24 protein-coding genes are annotated in these 18,753 nt (G+C 45.0%); 10 read left to right on the top strand and 14 right to left on the bottom strand.

The window, feature by feature from the left end:
* Positions 1-4: 4 nt before the first annotated feature.
* The 4 genes from vscX to sctW are packed head-to-tail and all read right to left on the bottom strand — an operon-like array spanning position 5 to position 1,898.
* Entirely contained in the window at positions 5-382 is a 378-nt protein-coding gene (gene vscX / locus R8N49_RS13520; protein ID WP_005377246.1) for a type III secretion system protein VscX, read from the bottom strand.
* Positions 379-753, bottom strand: coding sequence for a type III secretion chaperone SycN (gene sycN / locus R8N49_RS13515; protein WP_005388159.1), 375 nt, complete (start codon positions 751-753; stop codon positions 379-381). The genes vscX and sycN overlap by 4 nt, the downstream gene beginning before the upstream one ends.
* Positions 740-1,024, bottom strand: coding sequence for a TyeA family type III secretion system gatekeeper subunit (locus tag R8N49_RS13510; RefSeq protein WP_005377239.1), 285 nt, complete (start codon positions 1,022-1,024; stop codon positions 740-742). Before R8N49_RS13510 ends, sycN begins: the two co-directional genes overlap by 14 nt.
* Positions 1,005-1,898: a type III secretion system gatekeeper subunit SctW gene (gene sctW, locus R8N49_RS13505; protein WP_017821331.1), complete on the bottom strand. Its 894-nt coding sequence runs from the start codon at positions 1,896-1,898 to the stop codon at positions 1,005-1,007. The genes R8N49_RS13510 and sctW overlap by 20 nt, the downstream gene beginning before the upstream one ends.
* Positions 1,899-2,083: 185 nt before the next feature.
* Between sctW and vscN the strand changes: the two genes are divergently transcribed.
* The 10 genes from vscN to R8N49_RS13455 all read left to right on the top strand — a co-directional run bounded on the left by vscN (position 2,084) and on the right by R8N49_RS13455 (position 10,646).
* Positions 2,084-3,406: a SctN family type III secretion system ATPase VscN gene (vscN, locus tag R8N49_RS13500; protein WP_258489299.1), complete on the top strand. Its 1,323-nt coding sequence runs from the start codon at positions 2,084-2,086 to the stop codon at positions 3,404-3,406.
* A complete protein-coding gene (locus R8N49_RS13495; RefSeq protein WP_005377236.1) occupies positions 3,403-3,864 on the top strand; it encodes a type III secretion protein in 462 nt (153 codons plus the stop codon). Before vscN ends, R8N49_RS13495 begins: the two co-directional genes overlap by 4 nt.
* 9 nt (positions 3,865-3,873) lie before the next feature.
* Entirely contained in the window at positions 3,874-5,085 is a 1,212-nt protein-coding gene (locus tag R8N49_RS13490; RefSeq protein ID WP_238844307.1) for a type III secretion system needle length determinant, read from the top strand.
* Positions 5,082-6,050: a SctQ family type III secretion system cytoplasmic ring protein VscQ gene (vscQ, locus tag R8N49_RS13485; RefSeq protein ID WP_318190003.1), complete on the top strand. Its 969-nt coding sequence runs from the start codon at positions 5,082-5,084 to the stop codon at positions 6,048-6,050. Before R8N49_RS13490 ends, vscQ begins: the two co-directional genes overlap by 4 nt.
* Positions 6,047-6,697 carry a SctR family type III secretion system export apparatus subunit VscR gene (gene vscR, locus R8N49_RS13480; RefSeq protein WP_005377232.1) on the top strand — a complete coding sequence of 217 codons (651 nt, stop codon included), beginning with the start codon at positions 6,047-6,049 and terminating at the stop codon, positions 6,695-6,697. Before vscQ ends, vscR begins: the two co-directional genes overlap by 4 nt.
* A 13-nt stretch (positions 6,698-6,710) precedes the next feature.
* Entirely contained in the window at positions 6,711-6,977 is a 267-nt protein-coding gene (gene vscS / locus R8N49_RS13475) for a SctS family type III secretion system export apparatus subunit VscS (protein WP_005377227.1), read from the top strand.
* Complete coding sequence (gene sctT / locus R8N49_RS13470; protein WP_031778955.1) at positions 6,974-7,759, top strand: type III secretion system export apparatus subunit SctT; 786 nt, start codon at positions 6,974-6,976, stop codon at positions 7,757-7,759. The genes vscS and sctT overlap by 4 nt, the downstream gene beginning before the upstream one ends.
* Positions 7,760-7,774: 15 nt before the next feature.
* Entirely contained in the window at positions 7,775-8,824 is a 1,050-nt protein-coding gene (gene vscU / locus R8N49_RS13465; protein ID WP_053350339.1) for a SctU family type III secretion system export apparatus subunit VscU, read from the top strand.
* 102 nt (positions 8,825-8,926) lie between these two features.
* Positions 8,927-9,637 (top strand): helix-turn-helix domain-containing protein, encoded by a 711-nt coding sequence (locus tag R8N49_RS13460; protein WP_182016484.1) that lies wholly within the window; start codon positions 8,927-8,929, stop codon positions 9,635-9,637.
* A 106-nt stretch (positions 9,638-9,743) separates the two neighbouring features.
* A complete protein-coding gene (locus R8N49_RS13455; protein ID WP_373921220.1) occupies positions 9,744-10,646 on the top strand; it encodes a DMT family transporter in 903 nt (300 codons plus the stop codon).
* An 89-nt stretch (positions 10,647-10,735) separates the two neighbouring features.
* Here R8N49_RS13455 and R8N49_RS13450 read toward each other — a convergent pair whose 3' ends face one another.
* The 10 genes from R8N49_RS13450 to sctI form a co-directional block, all read right to left on the bottom strand.
* Positions 10,736-12,214 carry a hypothetical protein gene (locus tag R8N49_RS13450; RefSeq protein WP_053304391.1) on the bottom strand — a complete coding sequence of 493 codons (1,479 nt, stop codon included), beginning with the start codon at positions 12,212-12,214 and terminating at the stop codon, positions 10,736-10,738.
* Between the two features lie 9 nt (positions 12,215-12,223).
* Positions 12,224-12,682 carry a CesT family type III secretion system chaperone gene (locus R8N49_RS13445; RefSeq protein WP_005387141.1) on the bottom strand — a complete coding sequence of 153 codons (459 nt, stop codon included), beginning with the start codon at positions 12,680-12,682 and terminating at the stop codon, positions 12,224-12,226.
* 230 nt (positions 12,683-12,912) lie between these two features.
* On the bottom strand, positions 12,913-13,890 hold the full coding sequence (gene vopR, locus R8N49_RS13440; RefSeq protein WP_258489297.1) for a type III secretion system effector VopR: 978 nt from the start codon (positions 13,888-13,890) through the stop codon (positions 12,913-12,915).
* 10 nt (positions 13,891-13,900) lie between these two features.
* The gene (locus R8N49_RS13435; RefSeq protein ID WP_025768119.1) at positions 13,901-14,347 is read right to left on the bottom strand and encodes a type III secretion system chaperone; all 447 of its coding nucleotides are present in this window, start codon (positions 14,345-14,347) and stop codon (positions 13,901-13,903) included.
* 255 nt (positions 14,348-14,602) lie between these two features.
* Entirely contained in the window at positions 14,603-15,766 is a 1,164-nt protein-coding gene (locus R8N49_RS13430) for a VopS family T3SS effector adenosine monophosphate-protein transferase (protein ID WP_318190002.1), read from the bottom strand.
* Between the two features lie 3 nt (positions 15,767-15,769).
* Positions 15,770-16,255 (bottom strand): type III secretion system chaperone, encoded by a 486-nt coding sequence (locus R8N49_RS13425; protein ID WP_258457090.1) that lies wholly within the window; start codon positions 16,253-16,255, stop codon positions 15,770-15,772.
* A 131-nt stretch (positions 16,256-16,386) separates the two neighbouring features.
* Entirely contained in the window at positions 16,387-17,025 is a 639-nt protein-coding gene (locus R8N49_RS13420; RefSeq protein ID WP_053307008.1) for an HrpE/YscL family type III secretion apparatus protein, read from the bottom strand.
* Positions 17,004-17,669, bottom strand: coding sequence for a SctK family type III secretion system sorting platform protein VscK (gene vscK, locus R8N49_RS13415; RefSeq protein ID WP_005377204.1), 666 nt, complete (start codon positions 17,667-17,669; stop codon positions 17,004-17,006). Before vscK ends, R8N49_RS13420 begins: the two co-directional genes overlap by 22 nt.
* Complete coding sequence (sctJ, locus tag R8N49_RS13410; protein WP_086012989.1) at positions 17,662-18,408, bottom strand: type III secretion system inner membrane ring lipoprotein SctJ; 747 nt, start codon at positions 18,406-18,408, stop codon at positions 17,662-17,664. The genes vscK and sctJ overlap by 8 nt, the downstream gene beginning before the upstream one ends.
* Entirely contained in the window at positions 18,408-18,752 is a 345-nt protein-coding gene (sctI, locus tag R8N49_RS13405) for a type III secretion system inner rod subunit SctI (RefSeq protein ID WP_005387149.1), read from the bottom strand. The genes sctJ and sctI overlap by 1 nt, the downstream gene beginning before the upstream one ends.
* Position 18,753: the final 1 nt, after the last annotated feature.

The following is an 18,753-nucleotide window of genomic DNA, read 5'->3' as shown; positions in this document are numbered from 1 at the left end:
TTGGTTAGACCTGAATAAGGAGATTGAGCGCCATAGTGAGGTAACGCTGATCTAGTTGCGTACTTTGTAGCGTTTCAGATGCTTTGATAAAAGAAGCGGAGCCTGAATCCTGTGCAAGAACTTGCAGCTGAGCTAACGTTTCATCAAATTGTTGACGGTATTTTTCTGGACGCAACAACTCTGAGTGCAGCAGCTTGGGCTTAGTTAACGCGATGAGATATTGGTCTGAAGGCCTGAGATCATAGAGCTTCTCTAAATGTGTAGCGACCGCCTGACCATCAGGAAGCAATTGAAATCGCTCTGGGAAATCGGCCTTAACTTCACTATGAGTAACATGCGTAAAGGCTTCGATGCCTACGTTTAAAGTGCTGACTCGAGTCATGAGCCTGCCACATCGTTATGTAGACGAGCCAAAAGCGTAAACGCTTGCTCTAAGGTCGGAAGTGTTACTTCTTCTCCTTTTAGCCTTGCTGAAAAAACCAGAGTTTGCTCATCTAACAAGCCGGTTTTAATTTCGAAAGGCCAGCCTTGATCGGCATGACACAAACACAGTGCACTTTGAATCATGTCACTGGTTTGATGCCAAGATAACGCTCGAGACAACATCAAGAATAACTGCTCACCCTGTCGCTCAATATGCAGCGTACCACTTTGCTCAAAATCCAGCTGCACCCGTCCAGCTGATGAGAAATCGACGGCATCGAGCCCCATTCCTCGGCAAAATTCATCGACGGATGCATCAATCCAACTCATCTTCCCACGCTTCCTCTTCTTCTATATCAATGGCTTCGTCTAGCGCCTTTTGTACCGCTTGGATTAAATTCTGTCGTTGTTCTTCATCGGCGAATACGTCAATTGGGATTGCGCGAACTAACTTATGGAACTCTCGAAAAAAATCGATTTTTTGTTCTACCGCCGTCAATTCCATTGCGTTGGCGACTTTCCATATCTCATCACTGCTTACCCATCGCTGCTCTACCAACGCAATCACATCAGCCATCAAATTAGAAACTTGATAAGCCATAATTCGTCCTTTCAGGTTTAAACATTTGGAACAGCTGACTCACACGATCTTGCAACGTATTTAGAGTTTTGAGTTTTTGCATATCGGACATCAACCACTGCAACTTAACCGAATCGATACTGCTACCTTGAACACTAAGATCTGCACTCATGCCTTGCAGCATAAAGTCAACAGCGGTCGATACCTCCTGCTCACCAAAGCGCGCCACTACATCTTGATAAGCCGCGCCGAGCCCTTGATAACTATGAACGGTATCGCGGTAGAAGCCGCGCAGCTGATGTAAAGAGCTAAACTCTTGCTCTTGGCTGTATTCATCAGCAAAATTTGAGACGCGGATTTCCGTATCGATTTGAGACCATGTATCTGGGTTTTGCTCGATTCTTAGAAGTGCTTGGTCAATCAGCGCTAGTAGGTGTTTACTTTCTGGACTCGCACTCAAAAACTTTTTAACGGCTTTTAGCGCGAGGTATTGATGGCTTTTCTCCTCGGAAAACCCATTCAAGTAGGCTTGTAATTGCGCGATGGTCGAGATATTTCCTCCCGCCATTTTTGTAGCCAAATCTTTGATCTTTTGATTCTTTTCAAGATCAGGGACTTTTCTTAAATAGTCCGAAACGAGTTCATGTGCTTCATTAACTCGAACACCACTGTCTTTCACTTTGCGCTTAGTCAGATCTTTCTCTGCTTTTTCGGAACCGAGTGAAGTGAGTTCTTCCATCGCATCAAAAAGTGATTGTGTGGCATTGTGAACACGGACGGTTTCACCGCGATAATTGCCTTTTTGTGAAACGTCGGGGCGAGACGATTCCAACCCGTTTTGGATAGACGCATCAAACTTTGGATTTGTTGCGATATGATTGTTGATAATACTCATTCACTTGCACTCCTTCCGCACAATACAGGCGAATTATAGGAAGTGCGCTTTTTTGAAGCTGTCAAAATCAGACGTGTTTTTTTAGTGCGCTTTCAGTTTTCTAAAAACTCCCGACTGATATTCACTATAAATTGATTCTTATACTTTCTATTCTCTCAGCATCAATCATTGCGCATATTTTTACCTTGAACGATTTCTCATACATCACTGATATCCAACAATCTGCGATTAAACACACGCGTTTGATCCAAATTCGCGGGCGCGTTACACAAGTCACCGGCACCATTATCAAAGCTGTCGTCCCTGGCGTTCGTGTAGGTGAACTGTGTGAGTTGCGTAATCCCGATCAAACTCTGTCTTTGTTAGCGGAAGTGGTTGGCTTCCAGCAGCATCACGCTTTGCTCACCCCGTTAGGAAATATGTTTGGGATTTCCTCAAATACAGAAGTAAGCCCAATGGGCAAAATGCACGAAGTGGGTGTTGGCGACCACCTGTTAGGTACAACGCTTGACGGGCTTGGACGTCCTTTCGATGGTACGCAAAGTCAGGAACCAAGTGCTTGGTATCCTGTTTATCGCGATGCGCCACCACCAATGCAACGTAAACTAATTGAAAAGCCAATCTCTCTTGGCGTTCGATCCATTGATGGGCTACTGACCTGTGGTGAAGGTCAGCGCATGGGTATTTTTGCAGCGGCTGGCGGGGGTAAAAGTACCCTACTGGCAAAACTGATTCGCTCCGCAGAAGTTGACGTGACCGTTCTCGCCTTAATTGGTGAACGCGGACGCGAAGTGCGCGAGTTTATTGAGCATGACCTAGGCGAAGAAGGAATGGCCAAATCGGTTTTAGTGGTCGCTACCTCTGATCGCCCAGCAATGGAGCGTGCCAAAGCCGCTTTTGTTGCCACTTCTATCGCAGAATATTTTCGTGATCAAGGTAAACGCGTGCTACTGCTGATGGATTCTGTAACGCGTTTCGCCCGCGCACAGAGGGAGATTGGACTAGCCGCAGGCGAGCCACCAACACGACGTGGCTATCCGCCTTCCGTTTTTGCCGCTTTGCCAAAGCTGATGGAACGAGCTGGACAATCAGACAAAGGATCAATTACAGCACTGTACACCGTGTTGGTGGAAGGTGACGACATGACAGAGCCTGTCGCGGATGAAACTCGCTCCATTTTAGATGGGCACATCATTCTCTCGCGTAAACTTGCCGCAATGAACCATTACCCTGCGATTGATGTACTTCGGTCAGCAAGCCGAGTGATGAATCAAATCGTTGAATCCGATCATCAGGCGTCTGCTGCTCATATTCGCGAAATGTTAGCTAAGTATGAAGAAGTTGAACTGCTAATCAAAATTGACGAATACCAACATGGCGCAGATAGCCGAGCGGATATGGCCATTGCACAAAGTGATGATATATGCGCCTTTTTACGCCAAGGCACTCATGAACCAAGCGATCTTGATGGCGCTATCGCTCAACTTAAAGGGATGGTGAAACAATGATAGAACGCTTATTAGAAATCAAAAAAATTCGCGCTGACCGTGCGGATAAAGCCGTCAAGCGTCAAGAATACCGAGTGTCAAACGCCGCAGCACAGGTTCAAAAGGCCGAACGTTCTGTCGCGGACTATCACGTTTGGCGCCAGGAAGAAGAAGAGCGACGTTTTGCTAAAGCAAAACAACAAACGCTCGTTCTCAAAGAGCTGGAAACATTAAGACAAGAAATCGCGTTGTTAAGAGAGAGAGAAGCCGAACTTAAACAACGTGTGGCCGAGTCAAAAAAAGCGCTTGAAATCGAACGCTCGGCACTTAAAGAAAAGCAAAAAGAGGCGCGACAAGCCCATAAAACCAAAGAAAAATTCGTTCAGTTGCAGCAACAAGAAGTCGCGGAAAAATCGCGAGAAAGGCAATACCAAGAAGAACTCGAACAGGAAGAGTTTCGCACTGTCGACATTATCTAAAGGTTCACTATGCGCATTACCCCAACAACTGAAACATCGAATACGCTGCACAAATCAACGCCAGAACAAGCGCCTCTCGAGAAGGAGGCCGAGCTTCAATCACAATTCGAGCATGCAATGACGAAGAAGCCTAGCAAGGGAAAGGAGTCTATCGTTGGGAATCCCCAAAAAAATCATACTGGCGAAGAAGACATACCGCTAAGGCATAAGACATCTCAAGGTCTAGATAAGAAACCTAACCTATCGAACCAAGAAGCCAACGCTGACAAAAACACCTCCACTTTAAAAGGTAAAAGTGACGTCGTCACTAAGAGAGATATAGAGAAACCGCAAGACGACGCAGCAAATAGCGAAGAAATAATTAGCGAAAACAATAAATTGCTTAAAAATGATGGAAAAAGCGATGGCGACACAGTTCTAAGCTCCCCTTCTACCGAGCGTGTTGATCCTCACTTTCAAGCTCAAGCTCATTTGAAAGATGATAAACCGACGCCGATGGATAAACATACCTCGCCGGATTGTCTCTCTACGCTTGAATCTGGCTTGCTTCCCCAAAGTGCGACAGAGACAGAGCTCGCTCAATATGGGATTAACATTGTTGGCTTAACGAAAAAGCAAACTGAAAAAACGCACAATAAGCGTGCAACTCCGCCGCTACAGAATACAGGCAAACGACCAGACCAAACTGGTGGCCTGCCTGAAACCAAGCCTCTTGAAAAAATCGTGACGAAAAGCGCACTAGTCGCCGTTAAAACGGATGAAGAAAAAGTGCCTTCTCAACCCTTTGCAAGTGCGGTAACACAAGGCGATGTCATCTTAAAAAGTGTTGCTTCGCAGGCTCAACCAAGCCCAACGCGAGACGTAAACCAATTACTCCAGCAATTGGTGGACAAAATCTATGTTGCTCTGCCAACCGCATCGGACAACAAAGAGGTTCGGCTGTTTCTAAGTGAAGGGCAATTAAAAGGTGGTGAAATCCACATAAAGTTGGACGCTCAAGGGTATAGCGTGACGATTCGACAAGAGCATGCCCTTTCCATTATTAGCCAGCAAGCTAGACAAGATCTTGCTGAACGGCTAAACCGATTCGGCGGTGAGCAGCCACTTCGCTTAGCGATCAGCGAACAAACTCAACAGCTCGATCAACAACAACATGAACAACAACACTCACGCCAACAACGCAGCGTGTATGAAGAATGGCAAGCGGAGAATGACCTATGACACCGTTAATAATCCCCAAAGTGGATGCAGAAAGTATCGCGCTCAGCAATCAACTTTGTGCAAAACAGTGCCACTTCCAAGGGACTGATGGTCAGAGCGTATCGATTACTGTTGCTCAAATCCCTTCATTTGAAGGGTTCCGTTTAACCACGTTGATTGGAGGGCAAACCCTACAAGTAGACTTTTCTCGTGCGCAGCTCCAACATTGGCTGAAATCGACCTTAAATGCTACTGCGTTTGCGTCCCTGCCTAACTCCCTCCAGTTAGCACTTTTGAGCTCACAGATAGAACCGCATAGTGAGGCAATCAAAGCGCTATTTGGTCAGTTACCCATTCTTAGTCAACTACAGCCGTTAGAGGCGAGCCAGGCCCAAGAGCATACTTTAATGTTAACCCTCAATAAGCCTAACGGCTCTCTTTGTTTGTGGGTTAGCGAAGGATCAGACGTGTTGTTGGATGCGCTACCAAACAGCGCTGCTCTACAAGCTCGACACCTCGCTTTACCTGTGTGGTTAAGTCTTGGAAGGACCCATTTGACGTTAAGCGAATTTAATTCGCTCGAGCTGGGAGATGTCATCTTTTTTGACGATGGTTACATCGCCAAGCAACAAGCCATTTTTCAAGTATCTAACCAGAATCTCTGGCGCTGCCAACTGGATGACCAAACTCTTCACATTATGGAAAAAGAAACCAATATGAATGACGTAAACACTTCAGAAATGTTAACCGACCACCAGCAACTGCCTGTGGAACTCACGTTTGATATCGGCCATCAAACCATCACGCTAGAGCAGCTTAACCAGCTTCAGCCAGGGTACGTATTCGAGCTAAACCAGCCTGTATCTAAGCCGGTAACATTGCGTGCCAACGGCAAAATCATTGGTGAGTGTGAACTGGTTAATGTTAACGAACATTTAGGTGTGCGCGTACTGGAGCTGTTCGGTGGCACGCAGGAGCCAGCATGATCCAGTTACCCGACGAGCTCAATCTCATTGTCAGCTTAGCACTGCTGGCACTGATCCCATTTATCGCCATGATGGCGACGTCGTTTGTGAAACTCGCCGTTGTATTCTCACTGTTGCGTAACGCTCTCGGTGTACAGCAAATTCCGCCGAATATGGCGCTTTACGGATTGGCTATTATTTTGTCAATTTTCATCATGGCTCCCGTCGGGTTTGAAACCTACGACTACGTAAAGCAGCATGATATCTCCCTTGAAGATTCTGCAAGTGTAGAAGGCCTCATTGAAAGCGGTTTACAGCCTTATCGAGAATTTTTGAAAAAGCATATTCGGGAAACCGAAGCCATATTCTTCACTGATGCTGCACGCACATTGTGGCCACAGAAGTACGTAGACCGTTTAGAGTCGGACAGTTTATTGCTCTTACTGCCCGCATTTACCGTCAGCGAGCTTACTCGCGCTTTTGAAATTGGCTTTCTGTTGTACTTACCGTTCATCGCTATTGACCTAATTGTGTCGAATATCCTACTCGCGATGGGGATGATGATGGTATCGCCAATGACGATTTCCCTCCCCTTCAAATTGTTGCTTTTTGTCTTGCTTGACGGCTGGACAAAGCTCACCCACGGCTTAGTGTTGAGTTACGGTTAATCACGGAGAAAGTATGCATTCTGCTGAAATCATTCATTTCACGACTCAAGCATTAACCCTAGTGTTGTACTTGTCATTACCGCCGATTTTAGTCGCAGCATTGGTTGGTACATTGGTGTCGCTTATTCAGGCGTTAACTCAGGTCCAAGAACAAACGTTAGGCTTTGTGGTCAAGCTTATCGCGGTCATTATTACGCTGTTCGTCACAACGCAATGGCTAGGGGCAGAGCTCCACGCCTTCGCCTCGCTTGCTATGGATAAAATTCCTCAAATACGATGAGTTATCACGACTTACACCAGGCTTTATTTTTGTACAGCCTGACGTTACCTCGGTTAATGGCGTGCTTCATCTTTTTGCCTATTTTGAGCAAGCAAATGCTAGGCGGCACCATGGTGAGAAATGGTGTGCTTTGCTCACTCGCACTGTTTATATTTCCGATGATTAATCAGCAAAGCTTGCCCGCAGAAACCGACGGCATTTGGCTGATAATGATTTTGGGTAAGGAGGTATTAATTGGGCTATTGATAGGGTTTGTTGCTGCTATCCCCTTTTGGGCGATAGAAGCGGCCGGTTTTCTGGTCGACAACCAACGTGGGGCTGCCATGGCAAGTATGTTTAACCCAACGCTAGGCTCACAATCCACACCAACAGCGGTATTACTGACCCAAACGTTGATTACCCTGTTCTTCTCTGGCGGGGGCTTTGTCACTTTTATCTATGCGTTATTCAAAAGCTATACATCTTGGCCGATCGTGGACTTTTTCCCAACCGTTAGCGACGCATGGGTGAGCTTCTTCTACGCGCAATTTGAACAGCTTATGTGGCTTGGTGTGTTGATGTCCGCTCCACTAGTGTTGGCAATGTTTCTTGCTGAGTTTGGTCTGGCGCTTATCAGTCGTTTTGCACCGCAATTGAATGTTTTTTTCCTTGCCATGCCAATAAAAAGTGCCATCGCGAGTGTTTTACTGATCGTGTATCTCGGAATAATGATGGATCACTTTGAAGTACAGTTTTACGGCATTACCCGATTCGCAGAACAACTCAATACCATTTGGCAATAACGCTTAGGATTCTTTATGAGTGCAGAAAAAACAGAGCAACCCACCGCAAAAAAGTTACGCGATGCTCGACAGAAAGGTCAGGTTGCCAAAAGCCAAGAAATCGTATCGTCTGCATTAATTTTGGCGCTCATAATTGTACTGTTTGCGTTCGCCGATTATTACATGTCGCACATCTCAGCGCTTATTCTCCTACCAAGTAAGCTTGCTTATCAGGGTTTCCAAGATGCGCTAGTCGATGTCGCTATCGCCATCGCAAAAGAAATTGCCTATCTACTCGCTCCGATTATTCTGGTTGCTGCACTCGTCGCCATCTTTTCCAATATGGGGCAGTTCGGATTCCTATTTAGTGGTGAGTCCGTTAAACCCGACATCAAAAAGATCAATCCCGTCGAAGGGGCCAAACGCATTTTTTCCCTCAAGAGTGTGATTGAGTTTATCAAGTCGATCCTTAAAGTCTCTCTTCTTTCCTGCATTATCTGGGTGACATTACGCGGTAACATCAACGCTTTAATGCAAATTCCAACTTGTGGGCTAGAATGTGTCCCGACCATTACTGGCGTCATGATTAAACAATTAATGATTATCTCTTCGGTAGGTTTCATCGTCATCGCTGCCGCAGATTTTGCGTACCAAAAGTTTGATCACACGAAGAAGCTCAAAATGAGCAAGGACGAAGTGAAGCGCGAATACAAAGAGATGGAAGGCAGTCCAGAAATAAAAAGCAAACGTCGTCAGTTGCACCAAGAGCTACAAGCCTCCAATCAACGCGAAAACGTTAAACGTTCTAATGTATTAGTTACAAACCCAACACATATCGCGGTTGGCCTTTATTACAAGAAAGGCGAAACGCCCCTGCCCGTCATCACTTTGATGGAAACCGATGCGGTAGCCAAACGTATGGTCGCAATCGCTAGAGAGGAAGGCGTGCCTGTGATGCAAAAAGTCCCTCTTGCTCGCGCACTATACGCCGACGGTAACGTCGACCAGTACATCCCAAGCGATCTTATTGAGGCAACTGCGGAAGTGCTTCGTTGGTTGGCTTCGTTAGAGTCCGAGGCGGACTAACAAACCACATCCCATTCAAGATCTGGGCTTACAACTGCCCAGCTTTCAACCTCGATACTTTCAACGCTATAATGCGGTATCCTTTAACTGTATGTTGTTTTTATGAAATCTAGCTTAAGCATTCGCTCCTACACGAAACGTATGAGCCGACATACTCATAGTGATTATCATCAACTGGTGCTTCCTCTCCAGGGCAACATACATATTGATATGGATAGTTATGTCGGAAAGGTGGCGGTTGGCGACTGCATAGTCATCCCCAAAAGTTGTGCTCACGGTTTTAATGCCGAAGAGTCATCACGCTTTATTGTTGCGGATATGACCACTTTGCCCACTCATTTGATGGATAATAGTGTGGCTGTGTTTTCGATTAGCCCGCCTCTACTGAGCTTTATCCAGTTTGTCGAAAAGCAACTTGAGTATCAGGTTAGTGATGAAATTGAAAACTCAATGGTTGCAACCTTCTATCTGTTGCTGGAGCAGCAAAAGCGGTCTCGCTCCGTAGATTCGCGTATTCGAGATGTACAGGTTTTGATCGCCGAGCAGCTTGATCAGCCACTCACCATTGCCTCGTTAGCGAATGCCGCTTGCTTGAGTCCGACGCAATTTAAAAAGCTTTTTAAAGAGCAATTAAAAGTAAGCGTCCATAAGTACATTACACTACAACGTATGGAAAAAGCCAAAGCACTACTGACTCATACAGACCTTCCAGTTCAGTTGATAGCTGAACGAGTTGGCTATAGTGACCTTTCCGCGTTTAGTCGACGGTTTTCAATGCATTTTGGTATGTCTCCTAGAGAGTTTTCCCGATAGTCACTAAAATAGTCTTCTGGAACAAGTATTCCGTCTTTTCAGCACAAAAATCTCTATCGCTTTCTTTTATTCTTTCTACCCTAAAACAGCCATTCACTAGGTAGAAATTACAGTGTTAAAAAAACATTTCACCGACTATCAATTAGGAACTTTATCCATACTTTTTGCTTCAACCCTGTGGGGAACGACGGGCACCGCTGCCAGCTTGGCACCGGATGTCAGTGCTCTCGCCATTGGCGCATTTTCTATGGGTATTGGTGGATTTATGCAAGCATGTCTGTCTGCGAAGTCACTGAAGAGAGATTTTCGAAAAGTCGTACATAAGAAGAAAACGTTACTGGTTAGTATTATCGCCTTAGCCACCTACCCACTGGCTTTTTATTCATCAATGCGATTCGCCGGTGTGGCTATTGGTACGGTTGTTTCTATCTCCACTGCACCTTTCTTTTCTGCTTTGTTAGAGTGCCTCTTTAGCCGAAATCAGACCATAACCAAGCGCTGGATGATGAGTTTCGCAATCGGGGTCATTGGCATTACCTTGTTGCTGGCTTCTGAGTCATCCGCAAATAGCTTATTTGATCAGGATATGAAGCATTGGGGTGTATTACTTGGCCTATTGGCAGGTCTGACGTACGCCATTTACTCATGGGGAGTAAAGGCTATGATTGACCACGGCATTGAATCGCAAACGGCCATGGGAAGTGTTTTTGGTATTGGTGGAGTTTTGCTTCTACCAACACTTTTCATCACGGGCGATAATCTATTTGCATCATCAACTAATACGACGGTCATGCTCTACATGGCCTTGATTCCAATGGGGTTAGGTTACGTCGCTTTTGGGTTTGGGCTACGGTTTGTTACAGCCAGTGGAGCTAGCATACTCACGCTATTTGAACCTATTATCGCAGCAGCACTAGCAGTTGCGATTGTTGGGGAAGAAATTTCTTTCATTGGTTGGGTTGGTATAACGTTGACACTTGTGTGTTTGTTTCTTCAGTCGAAAAGTTAAATTCAATGGAGATGAGCCAGCCCCAAAAAGTAACGCTGACGATAGATAAAGTAAGGAGCAGCACCTACTCCCTACTTTACCATTTGAAATTACACCCAGCCTTCTGCCAAGTACATCAATCGCAATTGACTTGGTGAGCCTAATTTTTCTAGCGCATCTAATTGGACGTCACTCAGGTTTGGGCATTTATCAAGATAAACTCGTCCGTTTGCTGCATCTAGGGGGAGCTTGTAGGTTAGCTTTTCGTTTATTTTACTTGCTTCCCCTTTATCAATCGCTCGAACAGCTGGCATGAGCCAATCCCAATCTTCTCCTAACAGTTTTTTAAACGCCCCGTTAGCAATAGACTCGGTTTTACTTGGTGCATCCTCTGGGCTTAGCTTCAAGATAGAATCTACGTCAGGAACCAAGTGCTCACTTGGCTCTGAACCCAACATCTTTTTCAGTGTTAATCGAGCGGCTTCCATCTCTTGTGCTTCTTTAGGCGCTTGAGGAGAAGTCATTGCAGTATCCTCCTTAGGGCCAAGGTACGCCATTAATGCGCGGACAGAAGCCGGATCTTGCATACTGAAGGTAAAGTCTCCTTTTGCATTGGAAACTTCAAGTCTAGGTAAAACACCAGACATTTCGCCTTGCATAAGTTGCTCTTTTACTTCCGTATTTAACCCGTATGCCCCAGCTTGGTTCGCCACAAAGCCACCGCCGCTCATGATAGCAGTCGTTGCCGCAGAACCGATTGCCTCTTTTGCTATCGGTGTGACGCCCACCGTTGCTACAGAGCTAACACCGAACGTGCCCAGGCTCCCCGTCGCCATCCCTAACGTAGCTCCAATGCCACCTTCAGCCGACAGTATCGCATGACCTTGAGCCAAGGTTTGCTGCATCGGCATAGAAAGACGTTGATCTCGCCCTGGCAGCTGTGAAATTTGTTCTAACTGATGATGGTAAGCCTCAGCATCACCATTTACGGCCGCTTTGTGCAGCTCTCGACCTGTAGAAATCAATAAGCCAACGCCAGGTAATGCCAAGTTAATAACGGCGTTCACACCAGAACCTTTTAGCTTTTCTTTGCCCATCTGTAACAGTTCAGCAGCGAAGCCATCCATTTTTCCTGGATACTGGGCTTCTAAACTCACCTGCATACGCGGATCTTTGCTGATCGCATCAAACGTATTTTTAAGCTGCTGGTACGTATCGCTGCTCACTTTTATTTCATCCAATAGGCTGACAACTTCTAAGATTTTACGCTCAGTAAGTGGCTCACCGCGATAGCCTGAAGGACTCACTAGGGAGTAAGCCAACAGCGCAACCTCAGGTTTTTCTTGCTTAAGTAGCGCCTGCTTTAAATCAAGGTGAGTTTTGATGTTTTCTTGGAAAAACTTAGTGTATTTGCTTCTCAATACGCCTTCGTGAATAGAAGCAAACTTATGACCTTTGTGGAATGTGGAAGGTTCTTTTACTTCACCTCTTTTACTGATCACTCGATCATCTTTTTGCGCAGCAACTGCACGAAACTGTTCTAGATCAGGTACTGGGCTTTGGCTGATTTTTTGTGTTGTATTAACCATTTTTCTCTCCTACACACGAAGTGATTGAACATGAGCTTGTTCATGATTAGAGGTGGTTGGAATCGCTTGATCCAACATTGCGAAACGCGCTTGCCACAGCTCGGCCTGTTCAATAACTTCGTGAAACCAAGCGGTAAGGTTCGTCGTATTTAGATGCTCAACGGGTTTACGTCCTGCTAAGACAAGCTGTCGACCGTTTGGAGCCAAAGCAAGTGCGAGGCTGCCACTACCTATTCCTTGATAGTTAGCATGAGCAAGAAGCTCTAAACCTTTTAGTCGTTGTTCACCGGATTTTTCTAACCCTCCGAACGTTACAGACAGCATCAAATCATCCGTATCTGTAGCGATGAAATACAACATGTAGCGATCATCGACCAGTAGCTGACAACGTTCATTTTCTTCAAAATTCAGTTCGGGCAACTCATTGAGTTGGCAAAACTCCAAGAGCAGTTGTTGAATCGTGTTCATAACTTTTTCCTTTTGTTTCAATAACTCTATTGAACAACGATTGCAGATTGAACGATGTCGGTAATGGCTTTATTTTTGTCACTTTTTCGCCTTCATTGTGAGGTTTTCCGCAGAAATCTCGCTCTAAAATCGAGTTGCCAGAGTAATAAAAAAGAGCAGCTCAGAGCTGCTCTTTCAATAAAGGTTAGATGCTTAGCATGATGTATTTGCTCACTTCTTTTGCAGAGTGACTAACCCAGTTTATGGCTATCAAAAATGACTTCTGTTGGCGGGAACATATTCGAAACAGGTGGTCGTTGTGCATCTCCAAACATTGGTGCACCGAATGCAGATGTCGCCCACGGGTCAACAATTTTCACATCCTTACTCCACGTTGATGGATCTTTTATGTCGCTCTCCTCTTGTCGACCAACCAGTACATAAAGGTGTGTACCTGAATGACCCTTTTTAAACGCAACCACTTCTACTTTGGGTTCACTTTCAGATGTTCCTGACATGCCTTGAATCATCTCAGCGGCGGCAGCAAAGGCAAATGTAGTACAGCAGCCGGCTTTCGCGGTTTGTACTGCCTTAGCAATGTTCTGTAGAGTGCTTAATTGCGGTGCGGTTCCTCTTTGTGCTGCAGCTTGAACTCCGTTTGCGGACATCGTCGCTCTGTGATCTTGCATGATTCGCGCTTGATCCGCGTGAAGCTCTTTTAGTCGTGGCTTTCCTTTTGTTTCATAAAACTGTGACCCCTTAACACCGAACGTATTTAAGTCCGTACAGGCAAAATCACCAAGCTTTTGAAGGTTGGCTTTATGTTCGTTGATAAGCGCGACACTCGATGAAGCTTTATTGGTTTTGGAAGAAGAGGCTGCCGTTTGTGCAGTTGGCCAATTTGAGCTAGGACCAGACGACAATCTCTCAAGATTTTTCAGACTCCCAAGCGTTAACTTGTTTTCACCATTCAACACATTTTTCAGCATGAGCTTCGCAACATCTTTAGGAATACCCTGCTTAGTAAGCAGGCTCACTACAATATCCTTCGCTTTATTCTGGTGGCTAATACGCGCGCTGATACTTTTATTTTTTGGTGCACCCTCTTTAACAAAAATATCTTTGCCGTTGTGTGCTCGAACCTCTTTGTCGTCAGCTTGATTTTGTGTCGCCAAATGTGACGTTAACTGACTCAACGAGTGCATGTGCGATGTATTAATATTGACCATGTGTGATGCCTTAAACTTGAATAAATGCGTGTACGTCTGTTTGGCTAAAATCTACAACCGTGTTGTTTTGAAATAACTGTCCCCAAGTATCAACTAATTCGTTCAACTGAATGATTAAGTTAGCAATGTTGGTGAGTTCACTTCCAGTCGCGATAGCAACTTGAAGAACAACGTCTTTGCGTGTTGGATTCACACAAAACTGCACACCACCTGTTTCTCGATACAAAAAGTTGTATTCAAGTAAAACTTGAAGTTTGTCTAGCGTAATATCATCTTGTTCTATAAGCAGGTTTTTGGAAATCAATAACTCGCCTTTTTCCTCTACGAGCAGAACATCGACACTGTTGTTTTCAGCAAAATGCAGTGACCACATTTGATCGTCATACGCTGTCACGCGCTCAAGGTTCAGCACTTCTCCTAGCTCAGAGAGAAGCATATTAATCTTTCCTGTATCCATGTTGTGTCCTGTCTAATTTATTATAACTAAGTGACATCGATATATTTGTTTCAGCGAAGCCACTTGGGTATAACGGCTCATTTAAATAAGCGAATAAGGATAAAAGAGATTTTATGGCGAGATAGAAACCGACACTTTATTTCAACGTCTCATTTTTATTGCTATTAGCCGTTTTATTGAGAAGAAAAATTAAGGTTAAGCTGGAAAATAAAAGAGCGGCAATCGCCGCTCCAAAAATTAAATAGAAGTAAAAAATCACTTAATACCGTGAAGGCTATTTTCTGCATCCATAGCTAAAGGATTGAACGAGTCGTTACGAAGTTCTGCTATCGCGTATAGCATACGCCCCATGCGACCATTTCCATCGGTAAAGCCATGGTACCCGATAACTCCGGCGAACAAATGTTTACCTAAGTCTTTATCTTCTACAGGGTTCTCTTTCAAAAAGCCTTCAATGTGCTGCTTTAACATGCCCTCACCGCCAATACTTGAAGGCAAAGTGCCACCCGAAATATTTGGCCCTCGGTAATCACGCTCAACATTAGGCACCAATCGAGCGTGTAGCTCTTTTAGGTTTTCCATATTCAATAAGTCTTTACCATTAGACGCGTATTCTTTCAGTAAAGACGTAATATTTTCGGCATCGTTTCCTTTAGAGTTAGAAGCATTAATGATCCACGCCGCAGCTCTTTCAACATTATTGGTTACGCCACTTTTGTTAAACGCATCCTCCGCCAGTCCTTCAGCGTATACACCTTGGCTTAGATCGGTGCTTGCTAGACCTTCGATATGACGTTGCGCCGATTTAAGATGCATCACCTCCATATCAAACACCGCTTGCATTTGATTAATGCTACCTGCCGGGTTTTTCTGCGCTGCAGATACACCACCGCCGTAGTCCTTTACTACACGTCCAGCAAGCGACTTCGCTGCACTTTCGCCAATCAGTGATGTGAGTTTTTTACCAGAATCGGTTTCTAACATTGCCTCTGTCATCGCTCGCTCTGCTAACTGGTTTAGCTCAGCAGAGTTCGACTGAACTGATTTACTGTCTAACTTCGCAAAGGCATTTAAGACATCTGATGCGGTTTTTATGTTTCCATCTTTGAAGAACCTTTGTCCATGCTCAACAGAAGAAGCAGCTCGTAAACGCTGAGCTTGGCCTTGCTCATTATCAAATACGGCTTTTGTAAGGGCTTTCGCAACCGATTGTGAGCTGCCTTCGCGAAACAATTTTCCTGTCGCTTCAAAAAATCGCGCTACCGCACCATTAGTAGGATTGGTACGAGTAAATTCTTGGGTCGCTGCGTTGATTTGGTATTCTTTGCCACCAATACTCAGCTTACCTTCGTTAAGTATCTCGTTACGAGCTTGCGGCATGGCGGCCTGCAACGCGCTAACACTTCCAAAACTGATCATGCTTTAAACCCTTAATGTGGAAAAATGAGTGGTATTCGTTTCCGGTACTTCGATTGTTTTATTGGTTACTTCTTGTGTATTCGCACTTTTTAACCACTCGATGAAATTCGCAAATGACTCATCGAAAAAAGATGCAGTTAGCAGTTGCTGAGGCAGGTGTATGAAACCGATATATCCGGTCTCTTCCTCCCAGCATACCGCTGGAGAGCCTTGCGTTAAGGCATCTTTCATATGTTGATGCAAAATATCAGCACTCGGTTTATCACCTGAAATCAGCCCGATAAGCGTCACACGATCTTCTTGTGCACGAATTGTGATTGCTGTGTTTTGCTCAACGAGTAGATGGCAACAATCATCCTCATCAAAAACCAACGGCTCCAATTGGCAGCGGCTGGCAAAATCTGTCAGTAAAGAAGTTATAAATCCATTAGCCATTCGACTAAATAATCCTATTTTTGTTGTTTTAGAGGCGCTGCTTGGTTGCAACACTTATCAACTAAGCAGCTTTCTTAGGTGTATTCTTAAGGATTTATGGCAGTGAATATTTTAGAAATGGTCGGATTTTTTTTGTTTAAAGGCATTAAAATGAAAAAACTCAGCAAGTGCTGAGTTTTTGAGGTTTATTCATGAATCGTAATTTTACGCTCGCTGAGCTGCTTCACCATGGCTTGCTTTAATGCATGCAGCTGTCCATCAATACTGGCGTCGATGATCCCAACTTCTGTTTCCAAAATGCAGCCTCCATTTTTCAAGCGCGCATCTGCTACCACGTCAACGTAACCGACTTCAGGGAAATCACTTAATACTCCTGCCACCTTTTCTCTCACCTCAACAACCTGCTCTGGGTGGACATGTAAAATGACCTGCTTTTGGTTGCTCACCAGTTGCAACGCTTCTCGAACTACACTCACCGTGGTATCGACATCATCGAAGGTATCGATGATCTTGCGTACTGCTTCTAACACCACATCTGTCATTTTTTCTTCGACTTGCTGATAGTAGTCATTACAACGTGCTAAGGTTTCAACCATCGTTTGCGCATTTTCAATCTTGGCTTGTGCAAGGCCATCTTGATAACCACGTTGTTTTTCGGTTTCGTAGGCTTGCTGGGCATTAGCAATGATGCTCTCAGCTTTGGAGTTCGCGGCTTCAACTAAGTGTTGCGAATCCAGATAACTGGCATAATCTTTCGCTTTCAGCACCTTTAAGCCAGGTGCCAGCTGCAAATTGTCTGTTTTTATTTCAACAAATGAAACCATTGAGGAATAACCTGTTTTGCGATTTTTTTTGTGAGTCGATACGCCAGATCCCGTTGATCTGCTTCCAACCAGTTAGCTGTTTCCGCGTTTTCGCTAAGTTGCTTTTCCAATTTGAATTGCCAACGAAGAACAACATCTTCCGGTGAGTTAATCAAAATAAACCTCATCCAAAAATATCCCAGCGCCCTCATGCTTGCTTCAACAGACCTTTCATCCAGTAGTTCTGGTAACGAACGCTGCCAGCCTTGCGGCCAGCAGGATAACAGCATCGGCCCGTTTTGAATTAAGAACCGAGCGCCTTCCAAACCAAAAACGTTGTTCAGAACCTGTTTAGGATGTTTTAAGACAACGCTTCGCATCGCAACACAATGCAAAGCTCCACCCACCATCAATACGAGTTGATTCAACGCGTCTGTCGGGAGCAATGCCAAACTATGACAAGGTCTGTTAAAAGCCGTCTCAGGAACGGGAGATAACGCCCACTCATTGATACACCATTGGTTGAACATGGGGTTATCTCTCCAGCCTTCGATATTTAGTAACCAAGGCTGCTTTTGCTCTATCCAACTTCTATGGATGTACTGGCAAGGCGCATAGTTAAACTGGTGTTGTACCTGCGCGAGTGGTGTTTCTGGTTTAACCACGCTTCGTGTTCCTACGACACCATGTAAAAGTAGCGATATTCGAGCCGATGAGTGCCGCTACCAAGAACACCAAAATGGCGATAAGATTATTCGCCGTCTCTTTGGTGACCTGAACCGACAAAATGCTTTTAAATTGATTGTTTTGAGTAGCAACTCGAACCTCTGATGAGGGTACCATCACTACGCTGATTCGATCGTAGTTCAGCCCCTCAATGCTATTGTTCACTAATAATTTGATCTGCGGAACATATGAATCAAGCGCAATATCTGCTGCGTGTTTAATAAATACGGAGGCAGAAGCTGGAGTTGGACGCTCTCCTGGACGCAGATCTTGATCTTCCAAAACAACATGAACACGTGCCACCAGCACACCATCAATCTGAGATAAGGTTGAGGAGAGCTCTTGAGATTTCGCGTACACCAAACGTGCTCGCTCTGCTAATGGTGACGAGATCAAATCGTCTTTGGGAAACACCTCTTTCAGTGTGGAAAACTGCTCTCTTGGATAACCTTTTCGCTTTAGCGCGTCTACCGCGAAGGCGATTTGAGAACTGTCTACCATTAACTTGACGGTGTTGTCTTTGTCAGGTTCTTTTGTTGCAACGACACCTTCGGATAGTAAGATCGACAACATCTCATTACCCTCTTTCTGAGTAACGTTGGTGTATAACTCGGTCTGACAACCTACCAGAAACAACGTGAGCATGATGAAAACTGCTCTCATTTTATTCATCATCACTATTGTGCCTTCAATAAGGTTTCTACGTTTTGTGTGGTTTTACCCACGGTTTTCGCGATCAGCTCTTCTTGAAAAGTAATGCGTGTGAGCGCCCACTGCATTTGCAGTAATTGCGCCGGATCATCACCCACCATCTTCATGTTGTCTTGCAGGTTACTTTTCGCGTTATCGATAGTGTTTTTCAACTCGCTGATGTTTTCTAGCAAACCTCCCTCCAGGCCATTACTTGCCTCGGGAACCGACATGGCTTGCTCAAAACGTTCGCTTAAACCGTCTTCGACTTGCGCATCCTGTAACTTATCAATGTTGGTTTGCATCACCTCGGTGTACTGCGTGTTTATCATA

The organism is Vibrio sp. 1978 (genome assembly GCF_033344345.1).
This window is presented reverse-complemented; position numbering and strand designations above follow the sequence as displayed.